Annotated in this window: 14 protein-coding genes and 1 tRNA gene; 4 read left to right on the top strand and 11 right to left on the bottom strand. The window is 61.4% G+C overall.

From position 1 onward, the window contains the following. Window positions 1–96 (top strand) — tRNA-Sec (locus BM346_RS07160). 10 nt (window positions 97–106) lie between these two features. On the opposite strand, the gene BM346_RS07155 is transcribed toward BM346_RS07160, so the two are convergent. From BM346_RS07155 to BM346_RS07110, 10 genes are all read right to left on the bottom strand, one after another. Then, a complete protein-coding gene (locus tag BM346_RS07155; protein WP_092010182.1) occupies window positions 107–1,084 on the bottom strand; it encodes an NADPH:quinone reductase in 978 nt (325 codons plus the stop codon). An 82-nt stretch (window positions 1,085–1,166) separates the two neighbouring features. Further along, window positions 1,167–1,796 carry a cation diffusion facilitator family transporter gene (locus BM346_RS07150; RefSeq protein WP_092010180.1) on the bottom strand — a complete coding sequence of 210 codons (630 nt, stop codon included), beginning with the start codon at window positions 1,794–1,796 and terminating at the stop codon, window positions 1,167–1,169. Window positions 1,797–1,904: 108 nt separating this feature from the next. After that, window positions 1,905–2,357 carry a Cd(II)/Pb(II)-responsive transcriptional regulator gene (gene cadR, locus BM346_RS07145; protein WP_092010178.1) on the bottom strand — a complete coding sequence of 151 codons (453 nt, stop codon included), beginning with the start codon at window positions 2,355–2,357 and terminating at the stop codon, window positions 1,905–1,907. Window positions 2,358–2,383: 26 nt separating this feature from the next. Beyond that, window positions 2,384–3,787 carry a sodium:proton antiporter NhaD gene (gene nhaD, locus BM346_RS07140; protein ID WP_092010176.1) on the bottom strand — a complete coding sequence of 468 codons (1,404 nt, stop codon included), beginning with the start codon at window positions 3,785–3,787 and terminating at the stop codon, window positions 2,384–2,386. 54 nt (window positions 3,788–3,841) lie between these two features. Further along, window positions 3,842–5,635 (bottom strand): sodium-extruding oxaloacetate decarboxylase subunit alpha, encoded by a 1,794-nt coding sequence (gene oadA, locus BM346_RS07135; protein WP_092010175.1) that lies wholly within the window; start codon window positions 5,633–5,635, stop codon window positions 3,842–3,844. 20 nt (window positions 5,636–5,655) lie between these two features. After that, window positions 5,656–7,077 carry an acetyl-CoA carboxylase biotin carboxylase subunit gene (locus tag BM346_RS07130; RefSeq protein WP_092010173.1) on the bottom strand — a complete coding sequence of 474 codons (1,422 nt, stop codon included), beginning with the start codon at window positions 7,075–7,077 and terminating at the stop codon, window positions 5,656–5,658. A gap of 170 nt (window positions 7,078–7,247) precedes the next feature. After that, entirely contained in the window at window positions 7,248–8,420 is a 1,173-nt protein-coding gene (locus BM346_RS07125; protein WP_092010171.1) for an ATP-binding protein, read from the bottom strand. Between the two features lie 213 nt (window positions 8,421–8,633). After that, window positions 8,634–9,515 (bottom strand): haloalkane dehalogenase, encoded by an 882-nt coding sequence (locus tag BM346_RS07120; protein ID WP_092010169.1) that lies wholly within the window; start codon window positions 9,513–9,515, stop codon window positions 8,634–8,636. A gap of 103 nt (window positions 9,516–9,618) precedes the next feature. Continuing rightward, entirely contained in the window at window positions 9,619–11,145 is a 1,527-nt protein-coding gene (locus BM346_RS07115) for an FAD-binding domain-containing protein (RefSeq protein WP_092010167.1), read from the bottom strand. Then, the gene (locus BM346_RS07110; RefSeq protein WP_092010165.1) at window positions 11,142–11,297 is read right to left on the bottom strand and encodes a DUF2256 domain-containing protein; all 156 of its coding nucleotides are present in this window, start codon (window positions 11,295–11,297) and stop codon (window positions 11,142–11,144) included. Before BM346_RS07110 ends, BM346_RS07115 begins: the two co-directional genes overlap by 4 nt. 92 nt (window positions 11,298–11,389) lie before the next feature. Between BM346_RS07110 and BM346_RS07105 the strand changes: the two genes are divergently transcribed. From BM346_RS07105 to BM346_RS07095, 3 genes are all read left to right on the top strand, one after another. Beyond that, on the top strand, window positions 11,390–13,078 hold the full coding sequence (locus tag BM346_RS07105; protein ID WP_092010164.1) for an HAD family hydrolase: 1,689 nt from the start codon (window positions 11,390–11,392) through the stop codon (window positions 13,076–13,078). Between the two features lie 127 nt (window positions 13,079–13,205). Next, window positions 13,206–13,922: a glutathione S-transferase N-terminal domain-containing protein gene (locus tag BM346_RS07100; RefSeq protein ID WP_092010162.1), complete on the top strand. Its 717-nt coding sequence runs from the start codon at window positions 13,206–13,208 to the stop codon at window positions 13,920–13,922. Between the two features lie 23 nt (window positions 13,923–13,945). Further along, the gene (locus BM346_RS07095) at window positions 13,946–14,518 is read left to right on the top strand and encodes a DUF2845 domain-containing protein (RefSeq protein WP_167812628.1); all 573 of its coding nucleotides are present in this window, start codon (window positions 13,946–13,948) and stop codon (window positions 14,516–14,518) included. A 68-nt stretch (window positions 14,519–14,586) separates the two neighbouring features. Here BM346_RS07095 and BM346_RS07090 read toward each other — a convergent pair whose 3' ends face one another. Continuing rightward, window positions 14,587–16,119, bottom strand: coding sequence for a cryptochrome/photolyase family protein (locus BM346_RS07090; RefSeq protein WP_092010160.1), 1,533 nt, complete (start codon window positions 16,117–16,119; stop codon window positions 14,587–14,589). Between the last annotated feature and the right edge of the window lie 54 nt (window positions 16,120–16,173).

Here is a 16,173-nt window from a genome sequence, read left to right as displayed (position 1 = left end):
GGAAGGGGATCGCTTCCCGGTGGAGCGCCCGGACTTCAAATCCGGTGAGGCGCGCAACGCGTGCCTGGTGGGTTCGACTCCCATACCCTTCCGCCATTTTTTTGAGTCAGGGCAGCAATACCGTTGACCCGGTTGTTTTTCCGCCTGCCAGCGCCTCGTGGGCTTTGGCGACGTCTTTCAATGGGTAACGCTGGTTGATATCGGCCTTGATGGCGCCGCTGCTCAGCATCTCGAACAGTTCGCCACACATGGCCTCGAAGCGGCCGCGGGTGTCGGCGTAGCCCGCGAGGCTTGGCCGGGTGACGAACAGGGAGCCCTTCTGGTTCAGGATGCCGATATTGACGTCGGTCACCGGGCCGGTGGTATTGCCGAAGCTGACCATCATGCCGCGTTTCTGCAGACAGTCCAGGGAGGTTTCCCAGGTGTCCTTGCCCACGGAGTCATAGACCACCGGCACCATCTCGCCATCGGTCAGCTCCCGAACCCGCTCGACGATGTTCTCTTCCCTGTAGTTGATGGTGGCCCAGGCGCCATTGTTCATGGCCAGCCTGGCTTTCTCCGGGGTGCTGACTGTGCCGATCAGCTTTACGCCCAGGGCCTTCGCCCACTGGCACGCAATCAGGCCGACGCCGCCGGCGGCGGCATGAAACAGAATGGTCTGGCCCGACATCACCGGGTAGGTCTGCCGCAACAGGTATTGCACCGTCAGCCCCTTGAGCATGGTGGCTGCAGCGGTCTCGAAGTCCACATCCTCAGGTAGGTGGATGGCCTTCTCGGCAGGCAGAACGTGGAGTTCTGCGTAGGCTCCCAGGGGGGCCTGGGCGTAAGCCACCCGGTCACCCTTACGGAATTCCGAAACGCCGGGGCCAACGGCATCAACGACGCCGGCGGCCTCGGTACCCAGCCCCGAGGGCAAGGAGGGCACCGGGTAGACGCCTTCTCTGAAATAGATCTCTATGTAGTTGAGGCCGATGGCGTGATTGCGTACGCGAATCTCTCCCTTGCCGGGCTCGGGAGTGGAAACCTCGGTCCACTCCAGTACTTCCGGGCCGCCGGTCCGGGAAAAACGTATGGCATTGCTCATGGGCGTTCACCTTTTGTTATGTATGACAGTAGGTAAGACCCCATCATACGGCAATGAACGCGGGCTGGCTTGCGGTGCAGGCTTATTGGCAGTGACCGTCGAGGACCCGGGCGCTGGCAATGTCGCTTCGGGCGTGGCGCATCACGCTGATGCCAGAGGTGACGGCCAGGCCTCCGATGACCGCGGCGACGGTGAGGTCCGGCCACGCGCTACCGGTGCCGACGACTCCCAGAGCCGCTGCGATGACTGCCACATTGCCGATGGCGTCATTTCGGCTGCACAGCCACACGGATCGCATATCGGAGTCGCCGCTGCGGAAACGGAAAAGCATCCAGGCCACACCCATGTTGGCGGCCAGGGCGAGGAACCCGATTACGCCCATGGTCATTGCTTCCGGGATCATTCCGCTCTGGGCAACCCAGACGGCCCGTCCGAGTACCGCCAGCCCGAAGACAGTCATTGTGACGCCTTTAACCAGGGCGGCACGCCCCCGCCAGACCATACCCATGGATAGCACGGACAGGGATAACAGGTAGTTGGCGCTGTCGCCGAAGAAGTCTATGGCGTCCGCCATCAGGGAGACCGAGCCGGACTGGAAGCTGGCAACGCCTTCCACCAGGAACATGGAGAGGTTGACCCAAAGGGCAATCCATAGGGCTTGCTTGAACCCTGGTGAAGGCGTTTTTGGGTCTGGTACGGAACAGCAGCTCATAATCACTCCCTCCTGACTGAGTGAAGTCATTACCATGCCTGTAGTTGCTACAGGGTCAAGCTCCGGTCCGTGTTTTTTTGCGAGCCCCCTCGTTACGCCTTCCGCCCCCTATCGCGTGCCATGGCTACCCGGTATGTGATTATGGCCGGTCGGTGCCGGTTCCGAAGGCAGATCATCGGACAGCCCGCCCAGAATGCCGCACTCCGCCACGGTTCTGCCCTCCGAGCAGGCCTGCTGCAAGTGGCTCAGGGTCCGTTCCAGCTGCCGCAGTTCCGCGAGCCGCTGCCTGACATGTTCTAGGTGGCGTGCCAGCAGGGCATCCACCTGGGTACAGTCTGCCTCGGGCTGGTCCGCCAGGCGAACCAGCTCGCGAATTTCGTCCTGGGCCATGTCCAGGTTGCGGCAGCGCCTGATAAACAGCAGGCGGTCCAGATGGGACTGCCGGTAACGCCGATAGCCATTGGCTTGCCGGTCCGGGGCCGGAAGCAGGCCGATCTTCTCGTAGTAGCGCACGGTTTCCACCGGAATACCGGTCTGTTCCGCCATATCGCCGATTTTCATACCCTGCTCCTCCGCGAGGCGCCTCTTTATCCATTGACGAGGAAGTGTACCCAGATACTGGCGCCATAGCCCAGGGCGATGGCCGGGGTCCACTTCAGGTGACTGAAAAAGGTGTACTGGCCGCGGGCCTGCCCCATGAGGGCAACCCCCGCCGCGGAGCCTATCGACAACAGGCTGCCGCCCACGCCGGCGGTCAGGGTTACCAGCAGCCACTGCACGTCCGGCATGTCCGGGTTCATGGTCAGCACAGCGAACATCACCGGAATGTTATCCACCAGCGCCGAGATGAGTCCGATCATGACGTTGGCCGCTGTGGGTCCGAGGTCAACGTAGAGAATGTTGGACACCAGACCCAGGTAGCCAATAAAACCCAGGCCGCCTACGGCCAGAATGACCCCGTAAAAAAAGAACAGGGTATCCCACTCGGAGCGGGCGATATGGGCAAAGACGTCAAAGCCGTGGCCCTGGGACGCATCGCCGGGAGGAGTTTCTGAGCTCTCGTCCCATTGAGACTCCTCCTGGCGCCTGAGAAAGTATCCGAAGAGCTTCAGGTAGGCCAGCCCGGTCATCATGCCGAACACCGGCGGAATGTGCAGGAACTGGTGAAAGCTGATGGCGGTCACAATTGTGGCAAGGAACAGGCCGCAGATCACCAGGCCACCCGGCCTCAGCACATTGTCGTGGGACTCCGGTGCCATGGGGTATCCCTTTGGCAGGGCCCAGTGCATAAGGAAAGCGGGAATCAGAAAATTCACAACGCTGGGCAGGAAAAGCTGGAAGAAATCCTGGAAGGGCAGGATGCCCTTTTGCCATACCATCAGTGTGGTGATGTCACCGAAGGGACTGAAGGCGCCACCGGCATTGGCTCCCACGACTATGTTGATACACGACAGTGACACGAACGCGGGACTGTCCCGGCCCACCGCCATGACGACGGCACACATGATCAGTGCCGTGGTGAGGTTATCGGCAACCGGCGAGATGAAGAAGGCGAGCGTGCCGGTAATCCAGAACAGCCGCCGGTAGCCGTAACCCCGGCCCAGCAGCCAGATTCTAAGCTGATCGAATACGCCCCGCTCCAGCATGGCGTTTATGTAGGTCATCGCCACCAGCAGGAAGAAAAACAGCTCTGCGTATTCCAGAAAATTGTGGCGGATTGCATCTTCCACCTCGCCTTCCGCGCCGGAATTCCGGTAAACAATGGCCAACAGCACCCATATCAGGCCCGCGGCCAGAAGCATGGGCTTGGACTTGCGGAGGTGGATTTTCTCTTCCATCATCACCAGGATGTAGGCGGCTACGAAAATGGCGATGGCCAGGTAACCCACCGGGTGGTGGATCAGGTTTAACGTCTGTCCCTGACTTTCGGCCCATACAGGGCCAGCTGCCGACAACAGTCCCGCTGCTGGCAACAACAGTGCTTTTCTCATTTCCTTTTTTTTGCTCCGGGGGTAGGGGGGAACCCCGGCCGAAGCCGGGGGGAATTACTCGATCTCTATCAGGGTTTCACCGGGAGTTACCCGGTCGCCCTTCCTGATATGGACAGCTTTAACCAGACCGGCCACCGTTGCCTTGACTTCGGTCTCCATTTTCATGGCTTCGATGATCAAAACAGGGTCGCCGGCGGACACCCTGTCACCTTCGTTCACCATCACATCGACGATGTTGCCGGGCATGCTCGTGGTGACATGGCCCTGGCTGGTGGCCCGGCCACGGCCACTGGCGGAGGCCCCGCCTTCCTGGCCGGTGGATTCCAGATCGATTTCCTCCGGCACGCCGTCCACGGTCATGTAGAAACGGCGCTTGCTTTCATCGGCCGGGTTGGCGCCCGTGACGTGGATGTCGTAGCTTTCACCGTGCACCGTGATCCGGAACTGGGTCGATACCGGTCCCGTGGAGCCTTTGCCTGGCAACGGCTCCAGCGGTTCGGGCTGGAGCGTGCCATCACGGCGCTGCTGCAGGAAGCTGCGGGCCTGGTCCGGAAACATGGCGTAGGTGAGTACATCTTCTTCTGTTTCCGCCAAATCCGCCACCTGTTTACGCAGATCATCCAGTTCCCTGGGAATCAGGTTCGCCGGTCGTTCCTCTATCAGGTCCTCGGAGCCCACCGCGCGTCTCTGGAGCTCCTGGTCGACCTCGGCAGGTGCCTTGCCGTACCAGCCCTGGAGGTATTTCTTCACCTCATTGGTGATGGTGTCATAGCGTTTTCCGGACAACACATTGATCACCGCCTGGGTGCCCACAATCTGTGAGGTCGGAGTGACGAGGGGTGGGAAGCCCAGGTCCTTCCGTACCCTCGGTATCTCCTCGAATACTTCCTGAATGCGGTCCAGCGCGCCCTGTTCCTTCAACTGGTTGGCCAGGTTGGACATCATGCCGCCAGGCACCTGGGACAGCAGGACGCCGGTATCCACGCCGTTGTACTCGCTTTCGAACTGGTGATATTTCTTTCTCACCTCCCGGAAGTGATGTGTGGCCCTGTCCAGCAATGCCAGGTCCAGCCCGGTTTCGTAGCCGGCATCATGAAGTGCGGCGACCAGGGATTCGGTGGGCGGGTGACTGGTGCCGCCGGCAAAGGCGGAAAGTGCCGTATCGATATGGTCCACGCCGACCTCCATGGCCGCCCACTGGCACATGGGTGCCATGCCGGAGGTGGCGTGAGAGTGCAGGAAAACCGGGAGGTCGAGGCTGTCCTTCAGGCCGGAAACCAGCTCTGCGGTGACCGCGGGTGTCAGCAGACCGGCCATATCCTTGATGGCGATGCTATCGGCCCCCATATCGGCCATGGTCCTGGCCTGGGCCAGGTAGGCGTCGGTGTTGTGCACCGGGCTTACCGTGTAGCAGAGTGTGCCCTGGGCATGCTTGCCGGACTTTTTCACAGCCCTGATGCTGGTTTCCAGGTTGCGGACGTCATTGAGGGCATCGAAGATGCGGAACACGTCCATTCCGTTCTCGGCGGCTTTTGCTACGAAGGCCTCCACCACATCATCGCCGTAGTGGCGGTAACCCAGCAGATTCTGGCCCCGCAGCAGCATCTGCAGGCGGGTGTTGGGCAGGGCTTTGCGCAGGGTTCGCAGCCGTTCCCATGGATCTTCCTTGAGGAAGCGCACGCAGGCGTCGAAGGTTGCGCCACCCCAGCATTCCAGGGACCAGTAACCGGCCTGGTCGAGCCACTGGCAGGCCGGGAGCATGTCTTCGGTGCGCAGCCGGGTCGCAATGAGCGACTGGTGGGCGTCCCGCAGTATAACGTCGGTGATGTGGATCTTGCGCTTGGTCATGGCGTCTCTCCGGACTTCGCCTACAGGCCCGCCTGGGCCGCAATGGCGGCGGCGATGGCCGTGGCAATGGATTCGGGGCGGGTCTTGGTACTGTATTCCAGCAGTTGGGGATTACGCTCCACGAAGCCGGTGTTGAAACTGGCCGCCTGGAAATCCGGGTGACCCAGAATCTGCTGGTAGTAGGGAATCGTGGTCTTCACGCCATAGATGGCCATGTCGTTCAACGCCCGGCGGGAGCGGGCAATCAGCTCCGGCCACTCCGTGGCCCAGACTACCAGTTTGGCGCACATGGAGTCGTAGTAGGGTGGTATCTCATAGCCGGTGTACATGTTGGCATCGGTGCGTACACCGGGGCCGCCGGCCGAGTAGTAACGGCTGATACGGCCGAAACTGGGCAGGAAGCCGTTCTTCGGATCCTCGGCGTTGATCCGGAACTGGGCGGCAAAGCCACGGTAGGCGATATCCTCCTGCCGGAGCCAAAGCGTCTCCCCCGCCGCAATACGGATCTGGGCCTTGATGATGTCGATGCCGGTGATTTCCTCGGTGATGGTGTGCTCAACCTGGACCCGGGTGTTCATCTCCATGAAATAGAAGCTGCCGTCATGGTCCAGCAGGAACTCGACGGTGCCGGCGTTGGCATAGCCGCAGCCTTCCGCCACCCGCTTCGCCAGATTACCGATGTACTCACGCTGCTGGTCTTCCAGCTGCGGGGAAGGGGCGATCTCGATCAGCTTCTGGTTGCGTCGCTGGATGGAACAGTCCCTTTCGTACAGGTGCACCACATTACCCTGGTTGTCCGCTAGGATCTGGACTTCGATGTGGCGGGGGTCAATGATGCATTTCTCGAGGAAAACCTCGGCACTTCCAAAGGCCTTGGTGGCCTCGGAAATCACCCGGTCGTAGTTCTGGCGAAGTTCCTTCTCATTGTCGCAACGGCGAATGCCGCGACCACCGCCGCCGGACGTGGCTTTCAGCATGACGGGGTAACCGATTTCGCCGGCCTGGTGAACGGCATCCTCCACGTTCTCGAGATTTCCTTCGGAGCCCGGGGTAACCGGCACCCCGGCGGCGATGGCGGTTTGCCGGGCCCGGGTCTTATCGCCCATGGCGGCGATAGCCTCGGCGGAGGGCCCGACAAAGGCAACCCCGCGCTGGGCGCAGATGGCGGCCAGTTCGGCATTTTCCGACAGGAAGCCGTAACCCGGGTGGAGTGCATCACACCCCGTTTCCACGGCCATGTTCACGACGTGGTGGGGGTTCAGGTAACCGGATAAGGGGTCCTGACTGATCCGATAGGCTTCATCGGCTTTTTTGACATGGAGCGAGTACTTGTCCGCTTCCGAGTAGATGGCAACGGATCTCACCCCCAGTTCGTGACAGGCGCGGGCGATACGTACCGCGATCTCGCCGCGGTTAGCGATCAGCAGCTTGCGAAAGGCCATGCATGACCTCCTTCGTCTGTTGGATACTGTCGAAAACTGTCAGAAGCAGAGTGTCCACAGGAGGCTGGTGGGCGGTAACTCCGTTTTATAAGCTTAGCGCGGTTTTCAGGAGGAGCCCATCCACTTTGACGGAATGTGTCGGCGGTTGAGTGCGGAGGTAAGAGCCCGTTTCAGTGATAGAGGCCGGCTTCCATGGAATGCCTCGGCACGGGCGCTCCCGGCAGGGCAATGATGGCTTCCAGGCCGCCCAGCCGGCTGCGGTCGAATGCCAGAGAGCCACCGTGGCTGTCCATGACCCTTCTGACCAGCGCAAGACCCACGCCATTGCCAGACTTTTCCCCGTCACCCCGGAATCCCGCTTCGCCGAGTTTTGGGGTGAGCTCCGGCGGAACGCCGGGGCCATCATCGGCGACCCCGAACACCAGCATGTTGCCCTTGATGGCCAGGAAGACATTGACCTGGGAGTTGGCCCATTTGCCGGCATTGTCCAGCAGCTGGCCGAAGATTCCGGTCAGTTCCGCTTCCCGAATGCTCCAGGATACATCCTCACCCACATCGGTGATGAGTTCGAAGTTCACGTCCGGGTGCCGTTGTTCGAGCATGGCAATGATCTTCCGGCATTTACGGACCGGGAAGGCAATGTTTTTGCGGGAGGGGGCGGGCGTCGGTGTCCCAGCAGGCTCTTCGGCGTCCGTTTCCGGCACTTGGGGCGCTTCCGGAGCGGCCGGTTTCTCTGGTTCTTTCGCCGGGGGCTCTGGTGGGGTGTACCGGGGCTCGGGGGAGGGCGTCAGGACGGCGGATTCCGTTTCCCGGGACCCCAGGACAGCGTCCAGCTCAAAGAGTGCGGAGTCAAAATCCTCCGGAGCTTCCTCCGGCTGCTGGCGCGCGGTTACCGTGCCGGCCGGGGCCTCGCCGGAGCTCTTGAGGGTGGTGTTCATGGTCATGCCGGGGGCTCTGTGATTTGCCGCCAGGATCCGGTTAAGCTGCTGGACCAGGGGCTCCATCTCCCGCGGCACATCCTGGGAGAGGCTGCTGCGGTGACCTTTCTGGTAATCCAGAAGGTCTGCCTGCAGGCCCCTCAGGGCTGTGCGGACCGATACCAGGCCGAGGAATGTGGTGGCCAGCAAGAGGACGAGAATGCCGGCCCCGAGAACCGCCCATGGCAGGATGTCGGCCTGGATGGCACACAGGGTCGCGGAATAGCCACGTTCCGTACAATTGGAAATCAGGGGCCTGTCCAGTGCCGGCCCCAGCCGGCTGTGAATCACCCAGGCCGCCAGGGGGAAAGTCAGGGCGAAAGGCCCCACAAGCATCAATAGACTGGATCGGATGGAGCGGCGCATGGGTGAGACAGCCTCCCTGTAATTCTCGAATGCGGCCTGGGCATCTGGTGTCGCACCTGGTTGATTCGTTGATTTGCTGCAAGGCGCCTGCGCCTCGCCTTACGGGGCGCGGTGGATTAACGAATTAACCAGGCGGGACACTCAGCTTTTATTGTGGACTACCGGTGGCCATTCTGGAATTACGGCTCAGACAGGGTTGGTTATCTGAGGGGTTCAGCCAGGGGTCTTCAGCCAGTCGGCGACCGCCCGGCCAATCTCGCGGGGAGAGTCCTCCTGGATGAAATGGGTGCCCTTGACGGTGACCTCGGTCTGGTTAGGCCAGCTCCGACAGAACTCCCGCTGCCGCCCTACAAGGATCGAGCCGGGGTCGGCGTTGATAAAGAGTTTGGGCGGCGACTGCTCTGAGGCCAGCCACTGGCCGTAGTCCTCCACCAGTTTTACCACGGATTCAGGCTCCCCGTTGATGGGCAGCTCCCGGGGCCAGCTCAGGGTGACCCGACGGTCCTCCGGTTCCCGGAACGGTCGGCGGTATTCCTCCATTTCCGTGTCAGTAAGGGACCGGATGATCGAGCCGGGCAGAACAGCTTCAATGAACATGTTCCGGTCAATAATCAGACTCTCGCCCTTGCTGGAGCGGAAGCCCTGGAAGATGCCCCGGGCACTCTCCGGCCAGTCGTCCCAGGTTACCGGCATGACAATGGCCTCCATGTAGGCGATACCCCTGACCCGCTCCGGATGCTGGCGCGCCCAGTGGAATCCCAGGGCGCTGCCCCAGTCATGGATGACCAGCGTGATCCGGTCGCCCAGATCCAGGGCCTGCAGCAGGCCGTCCAGGTAATGGTAGGCGGTCTGGAAACCGTAACGGTCGGGGCCCTCGCTGGCGGGCAGTTTTTCCGAGTCCCCCTGGCCGATCAGGTCCGGGGCGATGACGCGGCCTGACCCGGTGAGTTCCGGGATGACATTACGCCAGAGGAAAGACGATGTGGGATTTCCGTGGAGCAGCACGATGGGCTCGCCGGAACCCTCGTCGACATAGGCAATGCGCTTGCCGTCAACCGTTGTGTAATGCTTCTGGAACGGCATGGTTTCATGCATCGGTGCCTGCCTTCTTTGTCTGAATTGTCTGGAACAGCGATCCATCGGATGATCGAGAATAACAACAACGGGAGCCCACCGGAACCCTGACGTCGACGGGACACTAGAAGAGAGACAGCTGCGTATCGGTGTCCGAGGACTTCGGGGCGCCGGGCCGGGTCTGTCTCGGGCCCTTGCGGCTGCCGTGCCGCTTGAGGACACGGGCGGTTTCCTCCGCCCGCACGTGCTGCGCCTGGAAGGCTCCAACGGCCTTGCGCGCCCGCCGCGCGGCCCGTTCATGGTCGTCCACCGGGCTGATGTAGGTATTGCCGCCAAAGCGCTGCTGCTGGGCAGGTGTCATCAGCCACGGCGTATGGATCAGATCGGTTGGAACGCCCGCCAGTTCCGGTATCCAGCGACGGATGAACGCTCCCTCCGGGTCCAATTTCCGGCTCTGGAGAACCGGATTGTAGATACGAAGGGCATTGATACCGGTAAGCCCGGACTGCATCTGGGCCTGGGGATAATGGATGCCGGGCTCGAAATCGGTGAACAGCCGGGCCAGGTGCAGCGCCGGTTCGCGCCAGTGCAGCCACAGCTGATAGCTTGCCACCGCCATCAACATTGCCCGCATCCGGAAATTGATCCAGCCGGTGTGATGCAGGTTTCGCATACAGGCATCCACCAGGGGCCAGCCGGTCTGGCCCTCCTGCCAACGCTGCAGGCGCTCGCTGTTGTCCAGTCCGGTTTTCAGGGACTCGAAATCCCGGTGGATCGCCCGCCATTCCAGTTCCGGCTCGTCTTCCAGCTTCTGGATGAAGTGACAGTGCCAGTGAAGCCTGGAACGGAAGCTGGTCAGGCTCTTCTGTCGGCGGGGGAGGGTGTTCCTGTGGGCGCCAACGGCTTTGGACCGCTGATAGACGTCCCGCAGGCTTACGGTACCATAGGCCAGGTGAGGACTGAGGCGGGAGCAGGCATGGGGAGCCGTGTTGGGACTGGAAATGTTGTACTGGTAACCGACCACCCGACGTTCCAGGAACGAAGACAGCAACTTGTTACCCTGGGCGCTGCCTCCACTCTGGCGGTCAGGACACGCCTCGTCATGGGAGATATCCGGTCTGGCCACAGAATGACAGTCCGGCCAGCCGGCGAACCGGTCCTGGGGCATCGGTAACTGCTCCGGCTGCGACAGAACCGGCTGTGCCATCAGCTCGCTCCAGGCCCCGTCCCAGAGGTCCCTGTCGGGCAGCCGCCGGACAACGCCGAACTGACGCCATTCCCGGAATTCTATACCGTGGCTCTGGCACCACCCGGTCACGGTGCGGTCCCGGTCGTAGGTCCATTGCCCACCGGTCTCCTGATGGCAGAAGATCCGGCCAATACCGTAGTGGGCATGGAGCGTTGCCAGCACATCCAGGATCCGACCGTGCAGCACCACCAGCCTGGTCCCCAGTTTGCGGAGTTGACGGTCAAGATCCTCCAGGGACTCGCGGATGAAATCCCAGTGCCGTGCGCTGGTATCCGGCAATCCCCAGTACTCCTGCTCCACCACGTACAGGGGAATCACCGGGCGACCCTTTGCAGCGGCCGCCAGCAGTGGCCCATGGTCGTGTGTACGCAGATCGCGTTTGAACCAGACAACAGTGGTCATGGGGTCGTGTTCCTGACGATCGTTCTTTGACGGCGGCAGCGTTCGCTGCAATAGCGAACCCGGTGCCACTCGCGGGCCCATTTCTTTCGCCAGTTAAAAGGTCGCTGACACACGGGACAGATCCTGCTGGGTAATCCGGTTTTTTTGTGCATGGCCCTGCAATAGGTTTTACTGAGAGACAACAGTCCCTTACGTTCAGTTCCCGGCAACGGGTCTGTAGAACCGCAGCAAGGAGATTTTTTCGATGGCGCGATTCAGCGACTGCCTGCCACCACCCTTGGTACTGATATTCGACTGGCACGGCACACTGGTGGACACCCACGATGCCATGTTCAGCGCGATGGAAGAGGTGCTGCCGCAGCTGGAGGACCTGAAACTGGTGGACCGGCTGCTGCCGGAGGATCGCTGCCGTACCGCGGAGGATGCCCGTCTGGTTCGTTATATTCGCATCTTCCGCCGTCTGCACCCGAGAATCCTGGCGGAGCGCCGCGTGTCCCGCACTGATATCTTCAACGCCATATTTGGCGATGACCGCGATGCCAAACTGATTGCCCACAAGGCCTACAACGCCTGCTACCGCAAGTACTTCGGCCAGGTGAAACCGTTCCAGCCCGGCGCTTACGAGTACCTGTCAGCCCTGCGGGCCATGGGTATACGGCTGGCGGTATCCACCAACCGCAACCGGGAGTTCCTGGACAAGGAGCTGAGGACCGTTGACGAAGGCCGCTGGGCCAATCTGTTCGACGCGACCGTGTGCGCCGACGATGTGACCGAGTACAAGCCCGACCCCCAGGTGATTCTGAAGGTTCTGGAGAAGCTCGACCTCCCGGTGGACGGGCGGGCCTGGTACGTGGGGGACAGTTACGTGGACATGCTGACCGCCAACAGGGCCGGTGTGTCCGGGGTCTTCTACAACGGCGCCTGCTGGGAGTCGGGCCGCATTGACAGCTGGTTCAGCCACCGGGACGCGCCGGCGGCGATCCTGGACAGTTTCGAGGATCTGATGGACCTGCTGGCCCTTCTGGAGCGGAGTCACCCTGAAGACTTCGGTGCCACCCCCGCGGAAACCCGGCCCCGGCCCTTTCCGCCGCCTGAGCGGCCGGCACCTAGAATCGAGCCGGACTGGCACCCGGCGGTGGTGAAGCTGATCCGGCCGGCGGTGGTGCTGTTCGACTGGCATGCCACTCTGGTGGACACCCTGGACGCCATGTACCACGCCGTGGACGACATGCTGCCGGAGTTCGAGGAACTGGGCCTGATGGAGCGCATGCTTTCCCCGGAAGACAGCAAAACCCCGGAAGATGCCCGGCTGGTGGGCTATGTGAGGGAGTTTGCCCGCCTGCACCCGAAGGTGCGGGCGGACAGGAAGATTTCCCGCACCGATATCTTCGAGGTGCTGTTTGGCGAGGACCAGGAGGCCAAGCATATTGCCCATACCGTCTTCAATCGCCATTACCGGGAGCACTTCGGAACCGTGAAGGCTTTCGAACCCCGGGTACGGGATGTGCTCGTCGGCCTGGGGAAAATGGGCATCCAGGTGGGAGTGATCACCAACCGCGACCGGGAGTTCTTCGAGCACGAGCTTGCAGCGGTGGATGGTACCGGCTGGACCGAACTGTTTGAGGTGGATGTCTGCGGTGACGACACGCCTCTGCGCAAACCTCATCCGGACCAGTTGCTGCTGGCCATCCAGAAGCTGGATTACCCGCCGGACCCCAGTGTCTGGTATGTCGGCGACAGCACCACCGATGTTATTGCTGCCAAGCGGGCGGGCATGACGGCAGTCTTCTTCAACGGCGCCCAATGGGACCAGCCCTGGCTCAACAAGATTTTTCCCGGCACCCACAAGCACCCGGACAAGCCGGATGTGGTGGTGAACGATTTCTCGGAGTTCTGGGCCCTGGTACTGGCCTGTGAGGAAGGCCCGCCGTGAGCACCGCCCGATCTTTGCCACACCAGAAGTCGGTGGTGACTGCTACGCTCAGGGGTACCTGACTTCCGGTATTCGCTCGGACCCTTGAGAGCATACTGGCACCCAATCGACGACAGGAGGGGAATTCATGACCATCGATCTGTACACCTGGAGCACGCCAAACGGCAGAAAAGCGTCCATCATGCTGGAGGAAGTGGGCCTCTCCTACCGGGTCACGGCCGTGGATATCAGCAAGGGAGAGCAGCATGATCCGGAGTATCGGGCCCTCAGTCCCAACGGCAAGATCCCGGTAATTGTGGACCACGAAGCAGAGGGCGCTGACGGCCGGCCACGACGGGTATTCGAATCCGGCAACATACTGGTCTATCTGGCGGAAAAGACCGGAATGCTGCTGCCGGCCTCCGGCGAGGGCAGAACCGAGACCCTGGGCTGGCTGTTTTTCCAGATGGCCCACCTGGGCCCGATGGTGGGGCAATGGCACTGGTTCAAGAATGCCGCCCCGGCAAAAAGCGACATGGCCATCTCCCGCTACCGGGAGGAATCCCTGCGCTTGCTGGAGGTCATGAATGGCCGGCTGGGTGAGGTGCCTTATCTTGGCGGCGCGGATTACAGCATTGCCGATGTGGCCAGCTATGCCTGGGCAAAGGCGGCGAGCGACGAGCTGGCGAATGAGGATGCCGAAGCCGTTGCCGGCCTGGCTCCTCTGCTGGACTGGCTCGCCCGGGTCGGAGAGAGGCCAGCCGTGCAGCGCGGCATGGCCATTCCCGACGATGAACAGAAAAAGGCGGCGGCCGAGAGGGCATCCATTGAAGGCCCTGCCGGGGGCGGTCAGGCGAAACCCTGAGGCCTGATCAAGGAGGAAGGTCCATGGAATGGTTGGCGAAGATATGCCTGGTGCTAATCGGGCTTTCCGGGACCACCATGGCGAGCGCGGGTGTTCGCTGCGGAAGCTCCCTGGTGGAGATCGGTGAGTGGCCGCTGGAAGTAAAGGAAAGTTGCGGAGAGCCGGACTACGTCGCTTCCTATCCCGGGACCACCATACCCGGGGTGGGAGTGGTGGAGGAGATCGAGCACTGGTACTACAACCGGGGGCCACAACAGTTCATTCGCCGCCTCGAGTTTCGTAATGACAGGCTCCAGCGGGTGGAAACGCTTGGTTACGGCTTCGCCGGTACTACTCCGGGCCCCTGCTCGCCGGAGGCCATTGGCCCTGGCACCAGTGAATTCGAGCTGGTGGCCCGCTGTGGCGAACCGCTGGGCAGCAGGGTGGAGTGGAGGGTGTTGTCTGCCGGCGAGGCCGGCAACATAACGGCTCCCCTCCAGGGCATTGTGCCAGTCCAGGAATGGCTGTACGAATTCGGCGACAACCGCTACCGCCGCGTGGTGATTCTTCGCAACGGCCGCGTGCAGCGGCTGGAGAAAGCCGACAAGCCCGGTTAGTGTCCCCTCTGGCGATGTCGATGATTCATTGTAAGATCGTTCCGCGAATGCGAGCTGTTCGCGAGGCCCTAAAGTTTCTCAATATTTTCCAGAACCCGGGATGCCCGCTCAAGGGTGGCCTTCCTGCGGCTATTGTCCTGCCGCTCCCAGTTTCGATAGATCAGAGCCATTCGGGGGTTGCGTGCGAAATCATCCCGGTGACGGTCAATAAAGTGCCAGTACAGGGAGTTGAAGGGGCAGGCATCCTCCTCGGTGGTGCGGTTGACGTTGTACCGGCACTGGCCACAATAGTCGGACATTCGGTGGATGTACTTGCCACTGGCGGCATAGGGTTTCGAGCCCAGGTAACCACCATCGGCGTGCATCACCATGCCCAGGGTGTTCGGCAACTCCACCCAGTCGTAGGCGTCGACGTAAACCGCCAGATACCAGTCGCAAATCTCTTCAGGGCGGACGCCTGCCAGCAGGGCAAAGTTGCCAGTGACCATCAGCCTCTGGATATGGTGGGCGTGCCCGTTGCGCCGGGTGCTGCCGATGGTGCGCTGCATGCAACGCATCCCGGTGTCTCCACTCCAGTAGAATTCCGGCAGTGAGCGCTCATTGCCCAGACGATTCTCCCGGGCGTAATCCGGCATTTTCAGCCAGTAAATGCCCCGCACGAACTCCCGCCACCCGAGTATCTGGCGAATATAGCCTTCCACGGCGTTGATTGGTGCCTGGTTCGTATACCAGGCACGGGCGACCGCCTCGCAGACGTCCGACGGTTCCAGTAAACCACAGTTGAGGTAAGGGGAAAGAATAGAGTGGAACAGCCAGTCCTCGGTGTCTGACATGGCGTCCTGGTAGTCACCGAAACAGGGCAGGGCGAATTCAATAAAATGCTCCAGGGCTGCCCGGGCGTCATCGGCGGTGACCGCAAAGTGGAAATCGTCGGTGGTGCCGAAGTGCTCGCCGAACTCTTCATTCACCAGCTTGATGACTTCCCGCGTGACCTCGTCCGGCTCCACCCGAAAGGGCGCTGGTGCCGGGGGCTTGCCGGTCCACTTGCGGCGGTTGTCGGCATCAAAGTTCCATTGACCGCCCTCGGGCTCATCATCGGCCGTCATGAGAAGTCCGGTCTTGCGACGCATTTCCCGGTAAAAGAACTCCATGCGTAGCTGCTTGCGATCTTTCGCCCAGTCGGCAAACTCTTTTTTGCTGGCAAAAAAGCGGCTGTCCGGACGAATCTCCACGGGAATGTCGAGGCCCTTGTGCCACTGGCGTATCTGCGAGTCCAGTCGCCATTCACCACACTCGGTGGTGATCAGTCTGTCTGGCCGGAATTCCCGCACCTGCTCAGCCACGGCCTGTTCCAGGCTGGTGCACCTGCTGTCCCGGTTATAGTGGTGGTAGCAGACCTGCCAGCCGGCCTTCTCCAGCTCCCGGGCAAAATGTCGCATGGCGCTGAAAATCAGCACCAGCTTCTTCTGGTGGTGGTTGGTATAGCTCGCTTCGTCATGAACTTCGGCCATGACGATTCTGTCTTCGTCCGGATTGGCACCTTCCAGGGCACTTATGTGGTGGGAGAGTTGGTCCCCAAGAATCAGAATCAGGTTGGCCATGGTGTCGTTCCGGGTATCTCAAAGGTGATAGGGGAGGTACGCCATCGGCGCAAG

Origin of the sequence: Marinobacter daqiaonensis, assembly GCF_900115285.1 — a bacterium.
Classification (GTDB): domain Bacteria; phylum Pseudomonadota; class Gammaproteobacteria; order Pseudomonadales; family Oleiphilaceae; genus Marinobacter; species Marinobacter daqiaonensis.
Note: the sequence above shows the minus strand (reverse complement) of the source record. Positions and strands in the feature narration are given on the sequence as shown.